Here is a 16,474-nt window from a genome sequence, read left to right as displayed (position 1 = left end):
AAAACCGCCTCCCCCGCCTGCTAAACTATTATTCTCAAATCCTCTGCCACCTGCAGCCTGCAGCCTGTCTTGCTCTTCACTTCCTCTATTGAATAGGGAGCAAACAGCTCCTTCAGGACCATTCCTGTTCCCTTAATTTCAAACACGGCCATTTCAGTTATGACGAGCGATGCACAGGAAGGCGATGTCAGCGGGAGTGTACAATGCTCAAGGATTTTCGGCATGCCATTTTTATCCGTCTGATTCATGACAACAATGACTCTCTTCGCTTTCTGTGCAAGCTCCATCGCCCCTCCCATCCCAGGTACTTTCCTGCCGGGAACGATCCAGTTGGCCAGATCTCCCTTCCCGCTGACCTGCAGTGAGCCGAGAATAGTCAAATCAACCCTCCCGCGCCTGATCATCCCAAAAGCTATGGTACTGTCGCAATATGAAGCCCCCTTAACGCTGGTCACCGGAAAGCCGCCCGCATTGCAGAGATGGGGATCTTCCTGACCCTTAACAGGGCTTGGGCCCATCCCTGTTATGCCGTTTTCTGCATGAAACATAACACTTATGGATTCCGGCAGAAAATCAGGCACAAGGGAAGGAATACCGATTCCTAAATTGACAATCATTCCGTCTCTGATTTCTTCCGCTGCCCTCCTGGCCATTTTTTTGCGTTTATCTATTCCCATGCCCATTTCCAGTTCACTCCCTTTGAAGGAACAATATAATCCACAAATACTCCTGGCGTCATGACCTCATCCGGATCAATAGCGCCTAAAGGGACGATTTCCTCCACCTCGGCAATCGTCTTATTCCCTGCCATGGCTGCCAGGGGGTTTGTATTCCGTGCACTTTTGTCATATATAAGATTGCCGAACGGATCCGCCTTTTTTGCATACACAATTGAGACGTCAGCTGTGATTGCCGTTTCAATTAGATATTCTGTCCCGCTGATAGTATGAGTTGCCTTCCCTGCTGAAACCATCTCATTTGATATGCCGATATCTGTCAATATTCCGGCAATGCCGGCACCTCCAGCCCTGATCCTTTCAGCAAGCGTTCCCTGGGGTGAGAACTCCACTTCGAGCTTGCCTTCATTCATCAGGCGGCCAGCCTCCGGGTTGGAGCCTATATGCGAGGCAATCAATTTTTTGACCCTCCCCAATGTAACAAGCCTTCCTGCGCCTATGTGGGGAAATCCGGCATCATTGCAGATAAGGGTGATATTTTTTGTCCCTTTTTCTATCAATTCCTCTATGAGGGTCGGCGGCGTGCCAATTCCTCCGAATCCTCCTGCGATTATGGACATGCCATCATGAAAATCATTCATTGCCTTTGCTGCAGTCACAATTTTATTAAAGGAGCTGTTCATGAGCCCCCTCCCTTCAGACTTTCCTGTTCAATGATTCTGTGGAATTCAGACAAAGCCCTGTCTAGGAGTGCTGCCAATTCGTCCAGCTCCTCCATGGTGATGTTCAAAGGAGGTGCAATGATGACCGCATCCCCATGTATGCCATCTATCCCTGAACCGGCGGGGTACAGCAGGATGCCCTGCTCCTGGGCAGCACTGACCAGCTTTTGTCCTGCCATCAGGGACCGGCTGAATGGATCCTTTGACACTCTGTCCTTAACCAGTTCTACACCAAGAAGCAGTCCCTTCCCCCTGATGTCGCCAATGAAGCTGTACTTCTTCTCCAGTCTTCGGAGATGGTCACTCAGGTACTTACCCTTCCTGACCACCTCTGGGATGATTTGCTCTTTTTCCAGATATTCAAGCACTGCCAGAGAAACAGCGCAAGATTGCGGATTGGCGCTCAATGTATGTCCGCTCATGATTGACTTTGTTCCTGCCATAATAGGCTCCATTATTTTGTCGGAGACTACAGCAGCTGCTATCGGTGCATAGCCTGCTCCCATGCCTTTGCCAAAAGCCGCTATATCAGGCTGGATCCCCCAGCTCTCACAGGCGAGCATCGTACCGGTCCGTCCAAATCCTGTCATCACTTCATCGGCTATGAATAAAACATCATGTTTCTCGCAGATTTCTTTTATGACTTTATAGTAGCCGTCTGGAGGGGAAATTGCTCCTCCCGCTGCCCCGATGACCGGCTCTGCAATGAAAGCTGCAATCCGATCGGCTCCAATGCGTTTAATCGCCGTTTCGAGTTCTGCTGCGCACAGATGTCCGCATTGAGGCGCCTCCAGTCCATATGGACAGCGGTAGCAGTATGGCGGATGAACGGAAGGAAAATCCTCCAGGAGAGGGACAAATCTTGCCCTCCTCCCCGGATGGCCTGACATGGAAAGCGCTCCTAATGTGATGCCGTGATAGCTGACCCATCGGGATAAAATTTTTGTCTTTGTTCTTATCCCTTTTTCCTGCCAGTATTGGATGGCTATTTTCATCGCAGTTTCTGTGGCTTCTGAGCCGCTGTTCACAAAAAATGACCAATTCAGATCACCCGGCAAAGTTTCTGCTATTTTCCCGGCAAGGTTCTCAGCTGCTTCGCTGGTGAATTGGGATCTGTATACAAATGAAACCTTTTTAGCCTGTTCCATCATTGCCTGGATCACTTCTTCGTTTCCGTGACCGATGTTCGCTGTCACGGCTCCTGAACAGGCATCCAGATATTTCTTGCCTTCATTGTCATATAAGTAGATGCCTCTGCCCCGTTCAATCGTTGGATAATCGGCATCCAGCATAGGTTTTATCAAAAACGACGGCTGATTCAATGTCGCTTCCCCCATTCACTCACTGGTCTCGCGTGTGCTGCCCCGCTCGCTTCATTATATGAATGTCCACCGGGAATCTTTCTGAATAAATTCCCCGATCACCACTCTCATGCATCATTCCGGGCACCGGATGCCTGGCCAGTGCATATTGTTAACTGAACAGGAGGAGATGTAAAAATGCAGTATCATAGAAACATTCCTGCAGATGTAAATATGATGGGCACTCAGCAAATGCAGTCGCCCGCCCCCGTTTTTCATTTTGACCCTTATGTTTATCAGACGCTTCAAAGTGTATTGGGCAGGAATCTCGTTGTCGAAACGGTGAAAGATACATTGCGGGGAAGACTGATGGATGTAAAGCCGGATCATATAGCTGTTAAGTCTGGAGATGAAATCTTCTTTATCAGAATTGCACAGATTGTGACAATCATGCCCGATTGAGATGTAAACAGGAAGCCATGTTAAGTGCATGGCTTCTTTATTTATTTTTAATTTCAGGATGGACATGTCATTTAAATTCTCCATCGGGGGTAAGAATAGAAAAAGATTACAGTGTTCAGATACAAAGGAGGAATTGAAATGGGCCTGGAAAAAGTCATGATTGCAGCCAGTTTATTTCTATTCTTGATTGCGGGATGCGGAACACCTTCCTATTACACATATGAGGGGAAAAGCAAGAACTGGGACGGCGAGATGGAAATAAAGGCAGATGAAACAATCAGCGAGGCCACAATCACTCTTAAACTGATGTATGACGGTAAAGAAATCCAGGAAGAAAAAGAGCTTGTCTTTTGGGTTTCACTTCCCGGCCATTCTAAAGCAGCCTATCAAACCGATTTTTCAAGCAAAGAAGAATCATCTGTAGAACATGTTTTTGAACACGTCAAATTCCCTGCTGACATTGAAGAGAATTTTACCGTTCTGATCAATCTGGATGGCAAACAAGAAAGACTTCAGCTCACTATGAAATAACAGAAAAAAACCTGCTGCAGATTTTTTTCTGAATTTCGCTAATTTTTGCAGAGTCCCCCTCTAAAACCTGCTATAATTTTCTATATTGGCAGTCTTTTGATCTATGAGCCTGAAAAGGTCTTTTTACCTAGAGGGGAGCGTTCATCATGAAAAAAGTGATTTCATATTTTAAAACGATCAGAGGGAAGGTCAATCTATCCTTTGGAATATTGCTGGTCGTCATTGCTGCGCTATCTGCAGGGTCTATTTTGAGCATTCACAATCTGAAAAAAGAAACGAATTATATCATCGGGCATGATATGGAATTCCACAAACAGCTCCAGCAAATGTCAAAAGCCTACTCAGATATTGAAACAGGGGAACGCGGTTTTGTTATCACAGGCTCGGAGTCGTTTCTTGCTTCATATGGAAATGGCAAAAATATGGTTGATAACAATCTGAAGACGCTCAAGGAATTGAGTGCCGGCAGCAAAGCAAGAATGAAAAAGATCACTGAAATTGAAAATACATACAAAGAATGGCTCGTCTGGATTGATACTGTGATTGAAACACGCAGGGATTTTTCAAAAGAAGAGGCTTCCCAGCTTGTTGAATCAGCAAAGGGCAAAGAAACAATGGATAAGCTGAAGAGCCAGATTCAGTCTTTTGAGGAAGATGAGCTGAAGGCTTCTGAAGAAAGGATTGCTCATCTGAACAGCCAGGTGTCAGCTGCACAGACTGGCACCATGGTACTTGCCGTTGCGGCACTTCTGCTTTCGGCACTGTTTGGATTTACTTTATCCAGAAATATTAAACGGAGCTCAAGTGCAATCAGCTTATCCATGATTGAGATCGCCCAGGCTGGCGGAGATCTGACGAAAAGGATCGAGGTAAAGTCCAAAGATGAGCTGGCAAAGCTGGCTTCTGATGCCAATATGCTGATAGAAGGAATTGCGGGGCTGGTAAGGGAAGTATCCTCCCTGGCCGACAATGTTTCATCCAGCAGCCAGGAGCTGTATGCTTCCAGCGAGGAAACATCCAAAACAATTTCACAGATCGCTGCCAGTGCAGGCCAGATAGCCAGCGGTTCAGAAGAAACCAATAGTAAAATGTATGCTTCCCTTATTGCAATGGAAAAGCTCAATCAGGCATCAGCATCCCTCCAGGAGAGTGCGGATTCGGTCAGCTCAGCTTCTCAATCCATGCAGATGGCTGCAGACGAGGGGCAGCAGAATGTCCAGCTCGCTTCTGACAAAATCAGATTGATTGAAAAGAGGATGCAGCAGAATACAGTGCTGATCGAAGCACTTGGAAGAAAATCGGCTGATATCAATTCCATTATCAGCACAATTTCAGATATCGCCGATCAGACAGGCCTCCTTTCACTTAATGCAGCCATTGAAGCTGCCCGGGCCGGAGAATCAGGCAAAGGATTTGCTGTGGTAGCCGATGAAGTCAGGAAGCTGGCCGAGCAGTCCCAGCAGGCGGGCAAGCAAGTGACGCTTATCGTCGGCTCCATCCAGGAGGAAATCGCAAAGATCATTGCCGGAAATCAGCAAGGTGCAGAGGAAGTAAAACAGGGCGTCATCATTTCCGAGTCAACGAATACTTCGCTTAAGAAAATCAGGGTCAAGGCTGAGGAAACAGCCGGACATATTGAAAAGATGGCTTCTGAGATAACTGCTTCCCGAAGCCTGGCAGAAGAAGTCACAGCCGCATTTGATTCAGTTTCAGCGATTGCCAGGGAAACAGCAGCCAGCACTGACTCTTCCGCTGCTGCAGCTGAGGAAGGTTCTGCTGCAATGTCCCAGATAGCCGGCTCCTCGGAACAGCTGTCAAGGCAGGCAGAGCAGCTGAGGGCTTTGGTCTCAAAATTCAAAATCTGAATATGCGAAAAGAAAAGGATTGCCTCAGAGGCAATCCTTTCCTTTTTACCATTTACCGTAGCAGCTTGCGCCGATGATAATCAACAGAATGAACAGAACAACTATTAACGCAAACCCTGCATAGCCGCCTTGCGCGCCTGCAACCGGATATGCCGGATATCCATATCCTCCGCTATAGCATGGATCGCACCCGTAGCCTGAGTACCCATAATTCATTTCGAATCACTCCTCGTTTTCTCTGTTTCTCTTTCCATACACCATATGTATTAGGTACTTGACCCGTATGTGCATTCGCCCATATTATTCATAAAACTAACTCTCCATGCCCAAACCTGCTTAAAAACTCTTTTAAGATAACATTCATTGAGTTATTATAAAAAGAAAAGTGGAGGCGACTGTTCAGGTGCGAAAAGCATAAGACGCAAAAGAATAAAAGGCGTTCTTTGCCTTTAATTCTTTTGTGGCTTATGACTCGAGCACCTAGGAGCCGGAACTGGACAAAAAGAAAAGTGGAGGGCGCTTGCTCACGTATAAGCATAGGACACACGGGGCCAGCCGGAGCAGGATAGTATGAAAAAGTAAAATCGACCATCAGGGGGAACTTGAGACACCGATGAAGAAGAAAAGAAGATTAATGGCTGTTATCTCACTGATTTTGGCGGCAGTCTCTCTTTGGAGTCTGCAGATTTTCTCAAGGGCGGACGAAGCAGAGGCGACAGTCTATGAAAAATTGGCACAAAATGAAGATATCCGTTATATGATCATCGGAGACAGCATCGGCAGGGGCTCAGGAGCCGAAAAGAAGGAGCTTACCTGGTTTGCCCAGCTTGAGGAGCTGCTAAAGGCAAAGTTCCACAATGATTATAAAAGAGTTTCAGTCGTCCAAAGCGGTGCAACTGCTTTTGAAGGTATATACAAGCTGCAGCATACAGAACATCAGGGAAGCATCGACCTGATTTTTCTTGTATTCGGGGAAAATGACCGCAAGTATATGACAGAACAGGATTTTTCCTATTTTTATGAAATGCTTCTCAGAAAAGCGAAAACGAAATATCCCGCAAGCGAAATAATTACCATTACGGAAAGCCCGCTGGACAACGAACTTTTTACGAATGAAATCGAGAGAATATCGGACCATTATCACGCAAAAAATGTGAATATGAGAGATGTATTTAAAAAGTCAGGTCTCGCAGATGAACAATTGACCAAAGATCTGATCCATCCAAATGGAATAGGCTATAAATTTTATGCTGAAGAGCTTTTTACTGTCATCAGCTCACTTACAGAAGCCAACCCTGCTATTGCTTCACTGGTATCACCCATCCACGATGCTGCCGATTTTTCCATGGACAGAAAAAGCTATGCCCGAAAGATGGAAGGGGATTTCCGGTATCAAAACGGATTTCTGAAAAGCTCAGCGAAGGGCAGTTTCCTGGAATATGAATTTAAAGGCACCTTTGTGGGTGTAAATGTATTGAGGAGTAACGAAGGCGGCATGCTGGATGTCTTTATAGACGGCCAGTATTATACCACCCTTTCCACCTGGTGGCCATTTGAGAGAAAAAGGGCGCTATATGCAGCAAGCGGGCTGCCTGACGGACCGCATACCATTAGATTTGTCGTGAAGGGCGAACAGAGCCTCCAGAGTCTATTGACCTACTCGTCTGTCAGCATATCCTCGATAATCGTGCCGGAAAAACAATAAAGAGCACTGGGCTGCCATGCGGCAGTTTTTTTTGCGGAGGAAACAATTGTAAAGGAGAAAATAAAATGAAAAGCCTTCTGAAAAATTTTATTAATGGTATTCTGACAATTGTACCAATCATTCTGGTGATATTCGTCATATACAAATTATTCATGTTCCTGGATAATCTTCTGGGCAGCACCCTGAAGCCCTATTTGAAGGAAGATTATATTCCCGGTGTGGGACTGCTGGCTACAGCTGCAGCCATTACGATATTGGGCTGGCTGTCAACCAAATTCATTACCGGCAGCGTGATCAGGTTCATTGACAGGATACTGGATCGGATTCCGCTGGTTAAGACCATCTACTCTGTCATTAAAGATACAATCAATTCTTTTCTAGGTGAAAAGCGTGCCTTTTCCAAAGTGGCTATTGTCACCATACCAGGCACCGGCATGAAAAGCATCGGTTTCATAACAGCAGAAAATCTGGAACATTTCTATGAGCCTTTGAAAAATGATATTGCTGTCTATATCCCGCAGACATTTCAAGTGGCAGGCTTCACATTCCTGATTCCAAAGGACAAGGTAGAGATCATTGATGTAAAGCCGGAGGATGCGATGAAATTCATCTTATCCGGAGGCATGGCCACCCATAAGGGAAATGCTTCTGAATAGAAAAAAGCCGTCTTCCAACGGCTTCTTTTTCATTATTTAATAACAGTGATAACAGGAGTCTCCCCGCGATTTACGGCTCCTAAAGGTTTCTTTTCAATGGAAGAAAGAGCATCTCCATTGGTAATGATTACAGGAGTGACCGTGCTTTTAGCCTTTTCTTTAACCAGATCAATATCAAAGCTTACTAGCTTGTCCCCGGTTTTCACTTTTGAGCCTTCGGAAATGTGGGTTTCAAAGCCTTCCCCTTTCATTGATACCGTTTCAAGACCGATATGGATCAGAATTTCCGCTCCATTTTCAGCTCTTAAACCGATCGCATGCTTTGTCGGGAACACTTGTACAACCTCCCCATCCACAGGTGAAACGACAATGCCTTCAGAAGGTTCAATTGCCAGTCCGTCTCCCATCATTTTTTCTGAGAATACAGGATCCGGCACTTCGGCCAAATCAACCGCCTTCCCTGTCAATGGCGCCTTCAGCACTACCTCGGTAATTTCTTCTTTTTTGCCAAATAATTTCTTGAACATTCAAACACCGCCAATTATTTTTTCTCGTCCTCGCCAAAAAGCTTTTCATACTCTTTATATCCTTCTTCTGCGAGCTTTTCCTTCGGGATGAACCGCATCGCAGCAGAATTGATGCAATAGCGGAGCCCATTTGGCCCGGGGCCGTCATCAAATACATGGCCAAGATGGGAATCAGCTTCCTTGCTCCGCACTTCCGTCCGGACCATGAAATGGCTCATATCCGCTTTTTCAATGATTTCTTCATCCTGAATCGGTTTGGTGAAGCTCGGCCAGCCGCACCCTGCATCATATTTATCTCTTGAGCTGAACAGCGGCTTGCCGGAAACGATGTCCACATAGATACCGTCATTAAATTCGTTCCAGTATTCATTCCGGAACGGCGGTTCTGTGCCATTGTTCTGCGTCACTTCATACTGCATCGGAGTCAGATTCTTTTCAAGGTTTTGTTTATTCTTCATTTTATGTCCCTCCAGTTGTTGCGGATGAACGCATCTCGTCCCGAGCCGACGCGATATGATTCGTATCTGTCCGGGTTCTTCTTATAATAGTCCTGATGATAGTCCTCAGCAGGGTAGAATTCCTTGCCAGGCAGTATCTTTGTCGCAATCGGCTTATTGAACCGGCCGCTCTCCTGAAGCTGCTTCTTTGAATCCTCTGCAAGCTCCTTCTGTTCATCATTATAATAGAAGATGGCAGTCTGGTAGGACTGGCCTCTGTCAAAGAACTGGCCGCCAGGGTCGGTTGGATCAATCTGCTGCCAGTAGACATCAAGCAGTCTGCTGTAAGAGTAGACCTCAGGATCGTAAGTGATTTCAACAGCTTCATAGTGCCCTGTCGTTTCGGAGCAAACTTCCCTGTAGGTTGGGTTTTCCACCGTACCTCCTGTATATCCGGAAACTACTTTTTCAATTCCGGGCTCCTGGTCAAATGGTTTGACCATGCACCAGAAACAGCCTCCGGCAAAAACAGCCTTTTCGAATTTCTTCTCATTCACTTGAAGACACCTCTTTCCAGCGTTACATTCACCTTACTCTTATTCCCTTTAAAACAGGGTTTTAAAGCTATCCTCCCTAGATTATCCGATTATGCCGGGTGAGTGCAAGCGCTTTGCACTGATCTGGCGACAGGCAGCTGTTTTGCTCTAATTTAAACATTAAGCCGCAATTGGAAAAAGCCACCTGAACTCAGGAGGCTTTCAATATCGGGTATATGCAGCTGACCGGAATAGCATCGGCCATTCTAAGTTAATGCCTGGTTCTATGCTTTACTTGCTTATGGATGCTCTTCCATTTTTTCTTTTCATCCGACTGGGCTTTTTTATCCATCCTTCTGTCGAGGTATGCCAGCTCACGCTGAAGCTTTTTATAGCTGGCAAGCCTGCTTTCTTCCATTGCTCCATCCTGTATGCTGCCCAGGACAGCGCAGCCTGGCTCATCCTCATGTGAACAGTCCCTGAACCGGCAGGAATCCGCGAGTGCTTCAATATCAGTAAAACTTTCGGACAGCCCATTTTCACTATTCCAGAGCTGAAGCTCCCTCATGCCCGGTGTATCGATAAGTACACCTCCGTCAGGAAGAAGGAACAGCTCCCTATGTGTTGTCGTATGTTTTCCTTTATCATCATCCATGCGTATCTCCTGCACCTTTTGCACTTCTTTTCCCATGAGATAGTTGGTAAGTGTTGATTTGCCTACACCAGAAGAGCCAAGCAGGGCAACTGTTGATCCATGGCCGATATAGGGACGGAGCTCTGCAATCCCCGATTCAGACATAACACTGACCGGAATCACAGGCACTCCCATGCTGACTGATTCAACGAGCGACTTTTTCTCCTCCGCATCTTGACACAGATCTGCTTTGGTTAGGATGATGACGGGATTTGCACCTGACTCCCATGCCAGAAGCAAATAACGTTCGATCCTCCGGAGGTTCAGGTCGTCATTCAGCGAATTGACAAGAAAGATGGTTGAAACATTGGCTGCCACAATTTGCTCTTCAGTTGTATTTCCAGCCATTTTACGGGAAAACTTGCCTATCCGCGGCAATAGGGCCTGTATGGTCCCTTTTTGCTCTCCTATTCTTGGCTTCACAGCCACCCAATCACCGACTGCGGGGTAATCTTCCCTGCTGCCTGCAGCAAAGGCATATTTGCCTGAAACCTCGCAAAGCAGCTCTCCTTCTTCAGTCCATACACGATACATCCTTTTATGCTCAAGAGCCACCCTGCCGGGAATAAGCCCTTCCGTTGCGAGATTATGAAACTCTGTTTCAAAATGTGCATCAAAGCCGATTTGTTTTAAGTTTGTATTCATTATTTCCTCCATGCTGACCGTTTTATTTGTTTTTTGACATAATAAAAAACCATTGGCACACAGCCCATGGTTTTAGTCAGCATAAAAAAAGAATAGAACTATTCTCAGGTTTATACAGCTACTCTCCGGGCCGTGCTCATTGAAAATACAATCTCATTTCTTGCAAATAATAATTTTCCCATAGCACTTCACCCGCTTTCGCTTGTATTTGTTACCATTATATTCTTTTTATCATCGGCTGTAAACACCTTTCTGAAAATTCCGCTAGGCACACACCTATCCTTGGAGGCATATCATACTCTGAGAATATTTGAGGATAGGAGCGGAAAGGTATGTCTTTTAACAGAGATCATCATGATGATTTTGCCAAGGCAAGTAAATACGATCTTCTTGCCAAGTATTATAAGTACAGTGATCCTGCTTTGCATGTTGCCTATTATTATCAGCATCTGAAATATATTAGAAGGGCCGTACAAAGCATGCGAATGGAAGCCTCCCAGCCTTATGGAAGCATGCGGCAGCCAGCTATGGTCCGGGTTGTGCATGCTTCCCCTGATGCACCCAACGTCGATATTTATGTAAATGGCAACAGGATATTGAAGGATTTCCCTTACAAAGATGTCAGCGGCTATTTATCCCTTCCGGCCGGAAAATACCAGATAGATATCTATCCTGCCGGTGATATGGTTTCAACCGTTCTCAGTAAAAAAGTCACTGTGGAAGGCGGAAAATCCTACACGCTGGCAGCAGCAGGACCGGCTGCCAAATTGAAGCTGCTGGCATTCGAAGATCAGCCTTCTGTACCGGCCGGCGAAACAAAAGCCAGATTCATTCACCTTTCACCGGACGCACCGGCTGTCGATATTGCCGTCAAAAAAGGAGATGTCATTTTCCCGAACATCTCTTTCAGGCAGGCGACTCAATATTTAGGGCTGACTCCGATGACAGTCGATCTCGAAGTCAGGGTTGCAGGTTCCAGCAATACAGTCCTTTCCCTTCCCGGTGTCAAGCTGCAGCCGAATAAAGTGTATACCATCCTCGCAGTGGGTACAGCAGCCGGGGAACCGCCGCTTGAAGCCCTTATTATTGAGGGATGACCAAAACCCATGTCCTGCCATTATTGAAACCCTGCCGGCCATTGCCAGCACGGTTATATTGCCTTGCAGCTATCAATCTCTTATTGGAACGAAAAAACTGGCTGAAAAATCAGCCAGTTTTTTTATTTAGTAGGAACATATAAGGTAACGCGGATATCATCCTTTTTTAAGTCAAACTCATCCACCTTAACTTTCAGATCACTCTTCAGTTTCATATCCTGAAGGGAGACATATATCTGCTCTTTATCTGGCTGGATGACAACTCCTTCTGGCAGCTGATATCTGTCGCGGACAAATTTCAGCACATAAGATACCGGAAGGTTCAGCTGGCCGACAGCAATGGATTTCTGGCTAAGGACAACATCGCCGTTGTCCAGTGCTTCAGGCTCGAAAGTCAGTTTCATTTCCAGGTTTTGACTGAAAACCGGGAGATTCCCATAAAGCTCAACCTCATCATCAAGAATCACTTCATAGTCAATGGGGCCGTCCAGCCCCTCCTTGGCAATATAGTGGGCAATGATTCTGTTGAGGTCTCTTTTATTAGTCTGAAGGTGAAATGGAACATACCCGTCTTCATCCACCTCTGTGGTATTAATCGCTTCATCTTTTGCCGGTAGATTAATCATAACGAAAAACAGGGCTATGAAGGCAATCACAATCCCCAATAAGAGGAAAAACAGGACCTTCCATTTGTTTTTTTTGTTCAAGTCAATTCTCCTCATTCCTAACTGTATATTTCTGCTGCTCAGCAATCACCTCGAGCGCCTCCCGGCCAATCTGCCTGTAGACTCTGTCAGCAATAAGCTCATACCCTTTGTCGTTCGGATGGAAATAATCTGTGTACAGCAAATCCTCTGCCTTATTTTCAAATATATCCTTTATATCAACAAAATAAGTATAATCATAGCGGGAAAGAATCTCCCTGCTGGCTTCATTCCAGTTGTCCATAATATCAGATATTTCCGTTATATCCGAAAACCATTTATAAAATGGATTGTATAGTCCAATCAGTGCAATCTGGGTTTCGGAATTCTCACTCCGTACTGTATCGATGATTTCCTTAAGATTTTTTTCATACTGGGCTTTCTGGCCCGTAAAATCGCTGACATTCAAATTGGAGAAATTCTGCCTTACAACTTTCATGACATCATTTCCGCCGATCGTGATAATGACCAGGTCTGCTTCCGAAATGGCAGATCGGACTTCCGATGATTTGAGCTTTTTCAGCAATTGGTCTGTCCGGTTTCCTTTAACTCCAAAATTAAGGAATTCAGTCTGCGAGACTCCTTTTTCCTGTTCCAGCTGTTCTTCGAGGTAAGGCAGATAGCCTCCCCTTCCAGTGCTGTCGCCAACACCCTCTGTCAGCGAATCCCCAACTGAGACCACATGAATATCACGGGGAATAAAGTCATTGGGCACCATTTCCTTTTCAACAATGCTAATATCCTTCATTCCCAGATTTTTAGGGGATGAGTTTCCTGCCCCGCTGCAGGAGGAAAGAAGGAGAGCGGCCAAAACAAGTAAGGTGAATGTCTTTTTCATCTAATCACCTGCCTTTTCTAGTATAATTATTATAACACGTTTGCTTTCAATCGAAACCAATCAGGGCTGGAAGCTTCACCGGGACAGAAAAAGAGGCAGCAGGGGCCGCCTCTTCGCTTATTGAATCGATTTAATATCCTTAATGATTTCCTCATAAGGTATATCCTTCAGCCCTGTATAAGATTTAAGGACTTTGCCTTCCTGGTTTATCAGATAAAATTCGGTCCCATGGATGACCTGGTCATCCGATTCCGGTTTCACGACAAGCGTCTTAAAGCTTTCCTTCGCAAAATCCTCGATTTCCTGCTGTCCATAGCCCGTCAGAAAGCTCCAATTGTCATAGTCTGCTTCAAAATTGTCCCCATATGCCTTCAAGGTTTCCGGCGTATCAACGGCAGGATCGACACTGAAGGAAACAAACTGAAGATTTTCAATGCCCTCTTCCTTTGCCTTATCCTGAAGCTTCGACATATTGAAGGTCATTGGAAGGCAGACATCCTCACAGCTTGTAAAAATAAAATCTGCAATCCATACCTTTCCCTTCAAGTCAGCAAGTCCTGTCTGTTCCCCAGCCTGGTTGGTGTATGTAAAGTCTTGAACCGTCCAATTATAAGGATTTTCGATACCCTTCTGGCCACAGGCTGAAAGAATGATCAGCAGCATCAGACCGAGGGTGAATATCGACACCCGCTTTTTTTTCATATATGATCACCTGCTCTTCATCAGATAGCCATAATTCTAGCAGACGAATTAGAAAGAAGAAAGAAAAAGATTTGACAAATCAGTGAACTCATTTTGCAGCTCCTGCTCAATCGATAACGCCGGTCCTGATGATTGTGTTCTCCACATTGACTTCAAATTCTGCCTTTTTGTATAGGTTCCGCCATTCACCTTTTGTCATACGCTTTTCACGTTGAAGATGGGCACTGTAAATATTTCCGAAGCCGATGGGATCGGACTCCATGTTTTGGAGCCTTTTCAGCATCGATTCCATCTCCTGCTTGATTTTAACTGCTGTTTCCTTTTCCAGCGCCTTGATTACCTGGGGATTGCCCAGATCCATATCGCTTGACACCTCAAGTATCCGGGAATCCAGCTTTACATCAATGGCAAATGTAACATCTTCCATGTCCTTCAGACGTATTTTCTTTGACGATCTGATATCATCGATCGTAATGAACAGCGGGTCGTCTTTTTGTTCTTCCGTTTCGCTGCTTAAAGGAATAATATACTCCTTTAGTTTCTCCTTCGGAATCTCAAGCTCAAGATTCCCTGACTCATAGTTGTCTTCTAATGTCTTCAGGTAGAATAACTTTTCAATATCAATCTCTCCTGCCATCCGATCATCTTTAAAGGCAGCCATCCCTGAAATGATCACTTTATCTTCCTCCAGCTTCAAGATAGGGAGGACAGGGTCCTTTCCCGGGTCAAAAAAGCTGTGATTAAATTCATGGAGCGTTGGCGAGATGATTAACTCGTCTTTTATGTTCTGTTTGATTAAATTATACAGATAGGTGCCAAGATTGGTCTTCTCTTTTTCCCCTGCCTTTTTCAGCAGGTTTTTTGCTGTCCCTTTGCTGACCGTCAAGTAAACCAGGTTTCCGATTGTGGCATCGCGATTCAATGTGTCCACGAGCTGGATGAGCCCTTTTCCCGCTGTTTCCTCACTGTACACCGCAACCCTCAGCTGTCCTGATACAAGATTGTGTGAGGTTTTAATATTTTGCTTCTGCCGAATGCCCTTGCTTGTGTTGCCGGAAGCTGAATTGATCTGCGTGACATTTTCCTCCTTGGACTCAAAGGTATGCAGCACCACGGTCCCTTCAATAATATCCCCCTTATCGTCATAGCCAACTGCTGTGATGAGCCCAAGTCTTTCAAGCTGCTTTGTCTTCACGCACCCGGCAATTGGCAGGAGGAGGGCAGCTGCTATCAGGAGACTACGCACCATTTTCATTTTGCTTCCTCCTCCCTGTCAGTTTCTTTTTGAGCAGAACAAGCATCGAGAGCAATGCGGGATAGCAGATCCCTATATAAAATCCAGCCATGCCTATATAATCGGATACAATATTCATCTGGTATCTCGCCTTAACAAGGAAACTGCAGCTCCACACCAGGATTGCGATCAGGACAATAAAGGTTTTTTGTTTCATACCGGGAAATACCCTTTTCATCCCTCTTGAAGCTGCCCAGAGATATAAACAGATATTGGGAAGTATGATCAGCATCCAAAAGGAAACAGCGATGAATTCAAAACGTTCAAGATTGGGGAGACGGACGATTTTGAACATGGAGAGCACCGGCCAAATTGTCTTTTCAAGCCCTTTTTCCCCAAAGAAGCCAATGGAAATGACTGTAACAAGGACAAATAGCAGTGTTGTATACAAGCCGCCAAGCTGTGTATACAAATGGGCCTTTTTTTTATTCTTAATAAAAGGATACAGAAAAAGGATCATCTCAAATCCTACAATGGAAAGAGATGTTTTGTAGACCCCTTTTAAAATCTCTGCATAGCCCTTATTCAGGATGGGCAATAAGTGGGTATAATCGAAATCTCTCGCTGGTATGATGATAATCAGTACAATCCAGAACGTGAGCAGGAATGACATGAAGGAAAAGCCGACAGCAATGCGGACCCCGCCCATCACTGCATACATGGACAAAAGCAAAAGAATCATCGCCAGGAACCAGGTGGACAGATCAGGAAAAACCCATGCCTGGACTATTTCAACATAATTCATGACGATAACATAGATGCCCGAAATAAGATAAAAGGTATAGAGGATATTAACAAGCCTTCCTAAAAAGATGCCAAATACATCGTAATGTATCCCGAACAGATCTGCGCTTTCATACTGCTTCAGCATCATGACAGAAAGAAAGATGACCGCTGAGACAAGCAGGCCGGCTATTATGATGGATATCCAGCCATCATGACCGGCAGCAAGATAGACAATCCTTGGAAGCCCTGCAATCCCTACCCCTGTTTGGATGGTATGGATAAGGAAAAACATAAAAAAAGCGTCAAATAGGAGATTTTCTTTTGGGTTTATATTGACCTCGGGCTTCACCTTCAC

Annotated in this window: 19 protein-coding genes and 1 pseudogene; 7 read left to right on the top strand and 13 right to left on the bottom strand. The window is 45.3% G+C overall.

Going from position 1 to position 16,474, the window contains the following annotated elements; all coding sequences use genetic code 11:
- Positions 1–20 precede the first annotated feature (20 nt).
- Genes RBB45_RS03065 through RBB45_RS03055 form a run of 3 tightly spaced genes read right to left on the bottom strand, consistent with a single transcriptional unit; the run spans position 21 to position 2,736 of the window.
- Positions 21–683 (bottom strand): 3-oxoacid CoA-transferase subunit B, encoded by a 663-nt coding sequence (locus RBB45_RS03065; RefSeq protein WP_009795454.1) that lies wholly within the window; start codon positions 681–683, stop codon positions 21–23.
- Complete coding sequence (locus RBB45_RS03060; RefSeq protein ID WP_009795453.1) at positions 668–1,360, bottom strand: CoA transferase subunit A; 693 nt, start codon at positions 1,358–1,360, stop codon at positions 668–670. The genes RBB45_RS03065 and RBB45_RS03060 overlap by 16 nt, the downstream gene beginning before the upstream one ends.
- Positions 1,357–2,736, bottom strand: coding sequence for an aspartate aminotransferase family protein (locus RBB45_RS03055; RefSeq protein WP_009795452.1), 1,380 nt, complete (start codon positions 2,734–2,736; stop codon positions 1,357–1,359). The genes RBB45_RS03060 and RBB45_RS03055 overlap by 4 nt, the downstream gene beginning before the upstream one ends.
- Before the next feature lie 162 nt (positions 2,737–2,898).
- Between RBB45_RS03055 and RBB45_RS03050 the strand changes: the two genes are divergently transcribed.
- From RBB45_RS03050 to RBB45_RS26235, 4 genes and pseudogenes are all read left to right on the top strand, one after another.
- Positions 2,899–3,162, top strand: coding sequence for a YuzF family protein (locus RBB45_RS03050; protein ID WP_009795451.1), 264 nt, complete (start codon positions 2,899–2,901; stop codon positions 3,160–3,162).
- A gap of 138 nt (positions 3,163–3,300) precedes the next feature.
- Positions 3,301–3,693 (top strand): hypothetical protein, encoded by a 393-nt coding sequence (locus tag RBB45_RS03045; protein WP_022544091.1) that lies wholly within the window; start codon positions 3,301–3,303, stop codon positions 3,691–3,693.
- 146 nt (positions 3,694–3,839) lie between these two features.
- Positions 3,840–4,583: pseudogene (locus RBB45_RS26240) on the top strand (CHASE3 domain-containing protein); the annotation flags it as partial.
- A gap of 24 nt (positions 4,584–4,607) precedes the next feature.
- Positions 4,608–5,558, top strand: coding sequence for a methyl-accepting chemotaxis protein (locus tag RBB45_RS26235; protein ID WP_371931547.1), 951 nt, complete (start codon positions 4,608–4,610; stop codon positions 5,556–5,558).
- A gap of 45 nt (positions 5,559–5,603) precedes the next feature.
- On the opposite strand, the gene RBB45_RS03035 is transcribed toward RBB45_RS26235, so the two are convergent.
- A complete protein-coding gene (locus RBB45_RS03035; RefSeq protein WP_009795448.1) occupies positions 5,604–5,774 on the bottom strand; it encodes a YjcZ family sporulation protein in 171 nt (56 codons plus the stop codon).
- 397 nt (positions 5,775–6,171) lie between these two features.
- Here RBB45_RS03035 and RBB45_RS03030 point away from each other — a divergent pair, with 397 nt between their 5' ends.
- Both RBB45_RS03030 and RBB45_RS03025 read left to right on the top strand, forming a co-directional pair.
- Positions 6,172–7,263, top strand: a complete 1,092-nt coding sequence (locus RBB45_RS03030) for an SGNH/GDSL hydrolase family protein (protein ID WP_022544092.1) — start codon at positions 6,172–6,174, stop codon at positions 7,261–7,263.
- Positions 7,264–7,328: 65 nt separating this feature from the next.
- Entirely contained in the window at positions 7,329–7,919 is a 591-nt protein-coding gene (locus RBB45_RS03025) for a DUF502 domain-containing protein (protein WP_009795665.1), read from the top strand.
- 32 nt (positions 7,920–7,951) lie between these two features.
- On the opposite strand, the gene RBB45_RS03020 is transcribed toward RBB45_RS03025, so the two are convergent.
- The 4 genes from RBB45_RS03020 to rsgA form a co-directional block, all read right to left on the bottom strand.
- The gene (locus RBB45_RS03020) at positions 7,952–8,446 is read right to left on the bottom strand and encodes a PTS sugar transporter subunit IIA (protein WP_009795664.1); all 495 of its coding nucleotides are present in this window, start codon (positions 8,444–8,446) and stop codon (positions 7,952–7,954) included.
- A 14-nt stretch (positions 8,447–8,460) separates the two neighbouring features.
- Complete coding sequence (msrB, locus tag RBB45_RS03015; RefSeq protein WP_101549769.1) at positions 8,461–8,904, bottom strand: peptide-methionine (R)-S-oxide reductase MsrB; 444 nt, start codon at positions 8,902–8,904, stop codon at positions 8,461–8,463.
- Entirely contained in the window at positions 8,901–9,440 is a 540-nt protein-coding gene (gene msrA, locus RBB45_RS03010; protein ID WP_009795662.1) for a peptide-methionine (S)-S-oxide reductase MsrA, read from the bottom strand. Before msrA ends, msrB begins: the two co-directional genes overlap by 4 nt.
- Positions 9,441–9,690: 250 nt before the next feature.
- Entirely contained in the window at positions 9,691–10,770 is a 1,080-nt protein-coding gene (gene rsgA, locus RBB45_RS03005) for a ribosome small subunit-dependent GTPase A (protein ID WP_306009089.1), read from the bottom strand.
- 320 nt (positions 10,771–11,090) lie between these two features.
- Between rsgA and RBB45_RS03000 the strand changes: the two genes are divergently transcribed.
- Positions 11,091–11,855, top strand: coding sequence for a DUF4397 domain-containing protein (locus RBB45_RS03000; protein WP_306009088.1), 765 nt, complete (start codon positions 11,091–11,093; stop codon positions 11,853–11,855).
- A gap of 122 nt (positions 11,856–11,977) precedes the next feature.
- Here the strand turns inward: RBB45_RS03000 and RBB45_RS02995 are convergent, their stop codons facing one another.
- The 5 genes from RBB45_RS02995 to RBB45_RS02975 form a co-directional block, all read right to left on the bottom strand.
- Complete coding sequence (locus tag RBB45_RS02995; RefSeq protein WP_022544094.1) at positions 11,978–12,562, bottom strand: YpmS family protein; 585 nt, start codon at positions 12,560–12,562, stop codon at positions 11,978–11,980.
- Position 12,563: 1 nt separating this feature from the next.
- On the bottom strand, positions 12,564–13,397 hold the full coding sequence (locus RBB45_RS02990) for an SGNH/GDSL hydrolase family protein (protein WP_009795657.1): 834 nt from the start codon (positions 13,395–13,397) through the stop codon (positions 12,564–12,566).
- A 117-nt stretch (positions 13,398–13,514) separates the two neighbouring features.
- On the bottom strand, positions 13,515–14,099 hold the full coding sequence (locus RBB45_RS02985; protein WP_094767213.1) for an SCO family protein: 585 nt from the start codon (positions 14,097–14,099) through the stop codon (positions 13,515–13,517).
- A 106-nt stretch (positions 14,100–14,205) separates the two neighbouring features.
- On the bottom strand, positions 14,206–15,354 hold the full coding sequence (locus RBB45_RS02980; RefSeq protein ID WP_306009087.1) for a Ger(x)C family spore germination protein: 1,149 nt from the start codon (positions 15,352–15,354) through the stop codon (positions 14,206–14,208).
- Positions 15,338–16,468 (bottom strand): GerAB/ArcD/ProY family transporter, encoded by a 1,131-nt coding sequence (locus RBB45_RS02975; RefSeq protein WP_306009086.1) that lies wholly within the window; start codon positions 16,466–16,468, stop codon positions 15,338–15,340. Before RBB45_RS02975 ends, RBB45_RS02980 begins: the two co-directional genes overlap by 17 nt.
- Between the last annotated feature and the right edge of the window lie 6 nt (positions 16,469–16,474).

Origin of the sequence: Bacillus sp. MMSF_3328 (genome assembly GCF_030733525.1) — a bacterium.
Classification (GTDB): domain Bacteria; phylum Bacillota; class Bacilli; order Bacillales; family Cytobacillaceae; genus Bacillus_AB; species Bacillus_AB infantis.
Note: the sequence above shows the minus strand (reverse complement) of the source record. Positions and strands in the feature narration are given on the sequence as shown.